Genomic DNA, 7718 nt, shown 5'->3' on the forward strand with positions numbered 1-7718 from the left:
CAAATTCAAACGCCAAGTTATGTAAAATAAATTTTATTACCTATCTAAATAAGCTTGCCTTTTTGATTATTTTGTGCTTATCCAAGCTAACGTGTCTCTACTTGCGAGTTAAGGCGCTCCTTAAGACTCAAGAATCCCCAGACTTTTCGATTAAACGAGTTTAAGCAAAGTTTAATCAGTCCGGGGAGTGTCAAAGGTTAAAACCTAAATACAGTACGAACCCAAGCAAATAAACTATCAGGATTGCTAGAGTCAGAGTTTGGTGCAGTAATCCAGATCAAACCGGGCGTAACCTCAATATTATCTCCGATTTTATATTGGTAGAATGCCTCAACATGCAGGGAAGTATCTTTGTCCGCTCGTCCCGCACCCGCTCCCAAATCTACACCCCTACTGAGACTAATCATTTTTGGCTCCATACCAACTAAAACCCCCCCTAGAGCACCTTCACTAAAAAGATCAGGGAATGCCAGTCCTATCGCCCAATCCATAGCATTACCATCTCCGCGCCCCACATAGCGGTGTGCTGCATAACTTACCCACCCATTGACTGCGAACTTGGGATTAACTTGATAAAACGCCTGTAGACCATAAAGGTTGCCTATAGTTGCCGCTCCTGGCACGGTGCTGTTTACTAGGTTGCTCCCGACTGCTGGGCCGAAATTTGTTCCACTAAAACCTATAGTATTTGGTGGACTATATGTATTAACGTAAGTTGCCGCCACCCGAAAATTCCGATTAGAAGAGTAGTATATTAACTGTGCTAAAGCTAAATATCTGCCTTTAAATAAGCCATTATTAGGTGTGGGATTGTTACCGTTTGGTGCGCTATACGCTATCCCGAATTGAAGCTGTTTGCCTAATCCTTGGAGTATGGCAATACCGGGGCCGCTATCTCCATAGTTATAGACCAAAGACCGCCGTGAAAATCGTGAAATTCCATTAGCACCAGTCGCAGAAGACGATTCAAAATATGGGTTAATCGGGCCAGAAAGACCTATCTCACTAGCTCCATCAGATAAGGGATAAATGTTGACTTGGGTATTTGGAAAAGGTAGAAACCGATAGCGAACACCACTGAGAATAAGAGTGTTGCGTGCAAAAGTAATACTGGAGTTATCAGCAGTTCTTCCCTCATAAGTTCCTAATAATCCAGCTCTTGTTTGCCCTAATGATTCAATATTTCCACCTCCTATTGTTATAGCTAGTGAATCTTTACCGTTAAAACTGGTGTTTAACCGTAAACTAGTTGAACCTTGAAGTGTGGCATTGTGAGGTGCTGGTCTTTTAGAGACGACGTTATTACCTGCTATAAGTTCGCCAAGGACAATCTGAGCACGACCTATCAGTTTGGTTGTGGTCGTAAACTGAGTTGCTTCTAAATTCGCAGTTCGCGCTTCCAAGTTATCTACGCGTCCCCGAAGTTGAGCGAGTTCTGGAGAAAACTGTTCTTGTAGTTTTTTGATGGTATCCAAGTCTTCCCGTTTGACTAAATCTGCCGTTGAAGTTGCTATTAGTTCATTGAGGCGATCTAAAGCTGCATTCAACCCAGCTGCAAACTCATAGCGCGTTAGGGAACGATCGCCTTTAAATGTGTTATCTGTATATCCCGCAATTACACCGTAGCGCTCAACTAGAGACTGTAATGCTTGAAATGCCCAATCTGTCGGCTTAACGTCTGACAGTTGCGATACGGATGTTACTTGTCCTGCGGAATTATTTGGAGCTTTTTTGTCAGTTGGTGGTGCAACTTGCAACAATTGTGAGACAGGTGTGACTCGCTCTCGGAGATCATTTGGAGCTTTTTTACGAATGACTGGTGCAATTGAAGTATCTACTGTTTGATTGACAACTGCTTCTGGAGCTTTGTTATCTTCTACTTCAGTAATAGATACATCAGATTTAGGCAGTTCAGCCTGACTTTTGGCTGGATAAAAAACCAAGATGGCTAGAATATCTAGCAACGAAAGCAGGAAAAATATATATCTATAATTCCAGCGCAAATTCAACATGACTCCTTAACTCCTCAACCTTAAAAATGAATAAACTAGCTGTCAATCTGACAAAAAAGTAAGATAAATCATTTATTCAAATGCTTTTAATCAAACATTTAATTAGAGATTTACCAAAATTTCTCTGATCAGCTTCAAATCAGTACTAAGCAGTTGAATGTACAATCCATAATTCGCAGCAAACTATGAATTCTGACGATTGACAGAATCCCATAAACCTCTTAGATGAGACAATCACTGATTTAACAAAGACTTTTGTTTTTTTAAGAAGAACTCAAACCCATGCTATATAAACTGATACCTCTGAGACATCATAATGGCGTTTTTTTTGTTATGCTGTACAAAGTAAATCAATGGCTACTGACATTGATTAAAGCTAGATTTAGATGCAAGTTATTATTTGCCAATTAACATTAACTGAAAACACTAATTTGTAATCAGCTATATTTTGACAGCATCAATTGTTAATTAAATACGATAGTTCTATCGATTTACCGTATTTTAGTAGAATTATCTTTGCATAGAGCTTGCTACAATGCAATACCCAGTAATTTTTCATGAGGCGAAAATATGTCAAAATTCTTGGTTCAGTTAACTTTAGCAACTGCGATCGCTTACTGTATCGTAGGTAATAGCCGCAAATAGTCAGTAAAAATAGTTGGGGCTACACAGCCTGTTACCCCTTGTGTCTCCAGCAAGAATTGTCCGGTTGTTAAGCGTAGTCGAAACACTGCCTTTCTTAGGTCAATACTTGTCTAATTTTGAATAGTAGGATCTTCTATAGGATTACTATTTGATTTTTGAACGAAATTAAGTATTGTAGAGTGTGTTAGAACGGAGTTCGTAACGCACTATGAACACGAGTTTTATGCCGTACTCTCTGTGCTAACACATCCTACGTATATTTTCAGAAATCAAACCGGATTCCTATAAATTATCTAGTTTGTCAGAATTGCGCGTTGAGTTGGAGGATTTGTGATAAAAACCACCTACCTCTGCCAAAGTATAGAGGGGCCTGGCTTTAACTTCTTCATAGATGCGTCCTATATATTCGCCTAAGATGCCAACGCTGACTAACTGCACAGATCCGAGAAAGAAAATTGCCATCAAAATAATCGTAAACCCAGTTAAAGGCGAATGGGGGACAAAAAGCCGCCAATATAAGACTAATAAAGCCATGAAAATGGCCGCCGCCGCCGCTATTAACCCTAAGTAGGTTGATAACCGCAGTGGCACTATTGAAAAGGATACTAGACCATTGATGGCAAGCGCCAAAGATTTTCTGAAAGTGTATTTAACTTCCCCAGCAAAGCGGGGGTTGCGCTCGAACCGAATTGCTGTTTGCTCAAAACCAACCCAAGAACGCAGACCACGGATATAACGGGTACGTTCTGGCATAGAATTGAGAATATCTACAATCTGCCGATCCATTAAACAAAAATCACCAGTATCAGTAGGAATCTCTACATCTGCAAGCTTCTTAAGGATGCGATAAAAGAAGTAGGCAGTAAAACGCTTAAACCATCTTTCCTTGAGGCGTTGAGTGCGTTGAGCGTAGACGACTTGATAACCCTGTCGCCATTTCTCAATCATGTCGGGGATTAGTTCTGGTGGATCTTGTAAGTCAGCATCAAGGATGATGATAACTTGACCCCGGACAAAATTAAGACCAGCCGTAACTGCTATTTGATGACCAAAGTTTCGAGCAAAGCTTAGATAGCAAATGCGTGGGTCTTTTTGATGGAGTTCTCGCAATAGTTGTAGGGAGCGATCGCGGCTACCATCATTGATTAAAATTAATTCGACAACACCATCCAACCGATTCATTACTGCATTCAGTCTGCGGTATAGTTCAGGAATAATTTCTTCTTCGTTATAAATTGGAACAATCAATGAATACTTTGGTAGCATCTAAAAATCTTGTTTAAGTTTTGAACAGCCAAGCTGACAGACTACTTGTCATCATCAAGGTTTCGTTCTCAGTATACCTAGCAAGATTCAAGCCCCATTCTGATAATTTATTTATTATTTGGATTTATCTAATCCGAATCTGATTCTTCAAGGCTTTCTACAGCTTTTTTGGGAAAAGTCCGACGATGACGATACCAAGTAGACCCTGCTACGAGGGTTCCAGTTAAACCCAAGGCGAGTAATAGCGGTAAAAAATCGCCTGTTTTGACTGCCTTCAAACCAGAACTACCTAGTAATACAAAAGGTAATACACTAGGAACAGTACCAAGTGTTGTACCTAGAACATAATCTTTAAAGCTGATCGAAGTCAGCCCAGCCACAAAGTTGACCAAACCATAGGGCATGATTGGTACTAGTCGGATGGCAAACATATAAAAAAGACCTCCACGCCGCACTTCAGCATCCATCGCTTGCCAGCGTCCTGCTAGTCGTTTTGCAACTGTTTTACGTCCAATAGTTCGAGTAAAAATAAAGGCAATTATTGCCGCAATCACTGCTCCAACACTAGTCCAAAAAGTACCCAGCCAAGGGCCAAAAATTGCACCTCCAGTCAAATTTAGCACTGTTGAGGGCAAAACTAACATAGTTGCTACAACGTACAAAGCAACATAAATAACAGGTGCCCAGATTCCAGAAGATTTTAGCAAAGCTTGAATTTGTGCTGGTTCAATGCCGCCAATCAGATATATTACTATACCAGTCGCAATTATGCAACTCAGTGTGAGTACTAAAATACCAGCTTTCAAGTTCCACACTAGAATACTCCTGCTTTTTTTGTAACACAATCCATCTTTGGCAAATTTTCCCTTTAATTCATTTTTGAAAACCTTGGTTTTGGAAAGTGAGGTACGGCAGTGCTTATACATGTCAACAAAAGCCTAGAAATAGCTTAACTGTTGGCTTGGCTGACTTACCCGCCTTGAACTAAAGTTCTTTGGCTTTTAGCTAAAGTCTACTTAAGTAGACTAAAGATTTTATTTAGTCATCTTAAGATGACTTTAGCTATGTACCGCAAGGAACTTCAGTTCCTTGCGGTACATAGCTTTTACGTTACGCTGGCAGCAATGGGGGCTGCCATGCCCCTATACCTGGCGATATAATGTTATACCGCTTCTGAATAGGAACAGCTATAAATTATTAGGTACTACCAAAAAATAAATTATCCAATCTTAATTTGTAGGGGCGTTGCTTTCTGAACGCACCGTCTATATTAATCTGTTACGGTACGTTGTGCTTCTGGCTAACGCATCCTACAAGTTAGATATTTTTTTAATTGCAAGTTCCTAAGAGAGTTATTCCTGATGAATCGTGAATCTACACTAGTTTTTTAAATAATTTCCTGTAAAATATTAATAAAACTACGGTAAATACATCAAATTAACGGTGTTTATATTTCTCCTACCCTGACAAACATGCAAATTCTCTGGTTTATTCCTACTGGATCTCATGACGGACGCTATTTAGGCACAGATATTGGCTCTCGTGTTGCCACACCTGATTATTTGCAGCAAATTGCCCAAGCTGTGGATAATTTAGGCTACACGGGCGCATTATTACCCACAGGGAGTTCTTGTGAAGATGCTTGGATTACAGCTGCTGCTTTCATCTCTGTCACCAAGCAGATGAAATTCCTTGTAGCAATTCGTCCAGGAATTACTTCTCCAGGTGCTGCTGCACGGATGGCAGCAACATTTGACCGGATTTCTAAAGGAAGATTGTTGATTAATGTGGTGACAGGTGGAGATCCGGTGCAACTTGCTGGGGATGGCTTGCATCTGAGTCATGACGATCGCTATGATTTAACCGATGAATTTCTCACAGTTTGGCGGGGTATCGTCAGTGGGGAAACAGTGGATTTTAAAGGAAACTACCTGGATATCAAAGGTGGTAAACTCCTATTTCCACCAGTTCAAAAACCCTATCCACCCTTGTGGTTTGGTGGCTCATCTGCTGCTGCCAAGCGGGTTGCTGCTAGACATATAGATGTTTACCTGACTTGGGGCGAACCTCCAGAACAAGTAGCCCAAAAGATTGCCGAAGTTCGGCGACTGGCGGCTGAACAAGGGAGAACAGTCCGTTTTGGGATTCGCTTGCATGTAATTGTGCGAGAAACCGAATCTGCGGCTTGGGATGCCGCCAATGAGCTAATTAAGTATGTAGATGAGGATGCGATCGCAAAAGCTCAAAAAGACTTGGCTAGCTCTGATTCTGAAGGACAGAGGCGCATGAGTCAACTACATAGTGGTAGTCGAAAAACCTTAGAGATTAGCCCCAACCTCTGGACAGGAATTGGATTGGTGCGGGGTGGTGCTGGTACAGCCCTAGTTGGAGATCCCGACACCGTTGCTGCTAGGATGCTGGAATATCAAGATTTGGGCATAGAAACTTTCGTGTTTTCTGGATATCCCCATTTAGAAGAAGCGTATCGCACTGCTGAATTATTATTTCCACGCTTACCTTTACAGAGTGAACCTACACCGCTAACGCCACCAGTCGTAAGTACTTTTAGCGAATTTGTCACCAATGAAAAATTTGCTCAACAACTAACAAGTGCTTCATGACAATGCCAATTTTATATTTATGATTTGGGATTTGGGATTAAGTAAAAACATCAAATGTAAAATCTAAGATCAAAAGCTTGATACTTCTAGATTTATCTTCGTGAACAATCTAAAATCCCAAACCCAAAATGAAATGAGGGAGTAGCAAATAGTGAAACTAATTTTACCCGATCATCTCATTGCTGATATTGAGCCACACCTACCATCTGATATAGATGTTGTGGAGGTGGATAGTGAAGGTAATCTTGATGGTGATGCTAGTGATGCAGAAGTTTATGTTAACGGATTTTACCTGAAAGCCTCTACCCATGACAAAGTACTGGCAGCAGCACCCAGGCTGCGTTGGCAACAGTCACCGAGTGCTGGTGTGAATCACATCCTTACACCAAATTTTTTGCAAAAAGATATTATTCTCACTAATGGCGCAGGGGTTCATGCGATTCCCATTTCGGAATTTGTACTAGCATTCATGCTCTATCACGCCAAGAATCTGCGAAAATTGCAAACTTTGCAGGATGAACACACTTGGGTAAGAGGAATATCTCTCGAAGAGTTGGCAGACGCAAATTTATTAATTCTCGGCACTGGGAATATAGGTAAAGCGATCGCATCTCGTGCTAAAGCCTTTGGAGTCACAGTTTGGGGTAGTCGCCGCCATCTTGAACCCATACCAAATTTTGACAAAATTGTGGGTGTCGATGAGTGGCAATCGCTCCTGCCAGCCGCAGACTATGTAGTTATTGCTACACCATTAACTCCAGAAACGAAAGGCTTAATCGATGAAGCTGCATTGCGCTCTATGCGTCAGTCTGCTTACTTAATTAACATTGCTCGTGGTGCGATCGTAGATGAAGCCGCATTAATCACCGCACTACGTGAGGGATGGATTGCGGGCGCTGGATTAGATACAGTAGCTACAGAACCTCTGCCGCCAGAAAGTCCCTTGTGGTCATTGCCAAACGCCTTCATTACCCCCCATTGTTCAGCCCTTTCGCCACGCCTTAGAGAGCGAATAGCACAACTATTTATCGACAACCTCAAGCGTTACCAAACCGGTCAGCCCTTGCGGAATGTAGTAGACAAGCAAGCAGGATATTAAAATATTGGGGATTGGGGATTGGGGATTGGGGATTGGGGATTGGGGATTGGGGATTGGGGATTGGGGATTGGGGAA

Annotated in this window: 5 protein-coding genes; 2 read left to right on the top strand and 3 right to left on the bottom strand. The window is 41.5% G+C overall.

The window, feature by feature from the left end; genetic code table 11:
* Window positions 1–197: 197 nt before the first annotated feature.
* From CDC33_RS11535 to CDC33_RS11545, 3 genes are all read right to left on the bottom strand, one after another.
* The gene (locus CDC33_RS11535) at window positions 198–2012 is read right to left on the bottom strand and encodes an iron uptake porin (RefSeq protein WP_109008602.1); all 1815 of its coding nucleotides are present in this window, start codon (window positions 2010–2012) and stop codon (window positions 198–200) included.
* 927 nt (window positions 2013–2939) lie between these two features.
* The gene (locus tag CDC33_RS11540; protein ID WP_109008603.1) at window positions 2940–3923 is read right to left on the bottom strand and encodes a glycosyltransferase family 2 protein; all 984 of its coding nucleotides are present in this window, start codon (window positions 3921–3923) and stop codon (window positions 2940–2942) included.
* 128 nt (window positions 3924–4051) lie between these two features.
* Window positions 4052–4738 (bottom strand): TVP38/TMEM64 family protein, encoded by a 687-nt coding sequence (locus CDC33_RS11545; RefSeq protein ID WP_109012542.1) that lies wholly within the window; start codon window positions 4736–4738, stop codon window positions 4052–4054.
* Window positions 4739–5395: 657 nt separating this feature from the next.
* Here CDC33_RS11545 and ssuD point away from each other — a divergent pair.
* Window positions 5396–6544, top strand: a complete 1149-nt coding sequence (ssuD, locus tag CDC33_RS11550) for an FMNH2-dependent alkanesulfonate monooxygenase (RefSeq protein WP_109008604.1) — start codon at window positions 5396–5398, stop codon at window positions 6542–6544.
* A 148-nt stretch (window positions 6545–6692) separates the two neighbouring features.
* Window positions 6693–7643, top strand: coding sequence for a D-2-hydroxyacid dehydrogenase (locus CDC33_RS11555; protein WP_109008605.1), 951 nt, complete (start codon window positions 6693–6695; stop codon window positions 7641–7643).
* Window positions 7644–7718: the final 75 nt, after the last annotated feature.

It is taken from the genome of Nostoc commune NIES-4072 (genome assembly GCF_003113895.1).
In the GTDB taxonomy this organism is placed as follows: Bacteria; Cyanobacteriota; Cyanobacteriia; order Cyanobacteriales; family Nostocaceae; genus Nostoc; species Nostoc commune.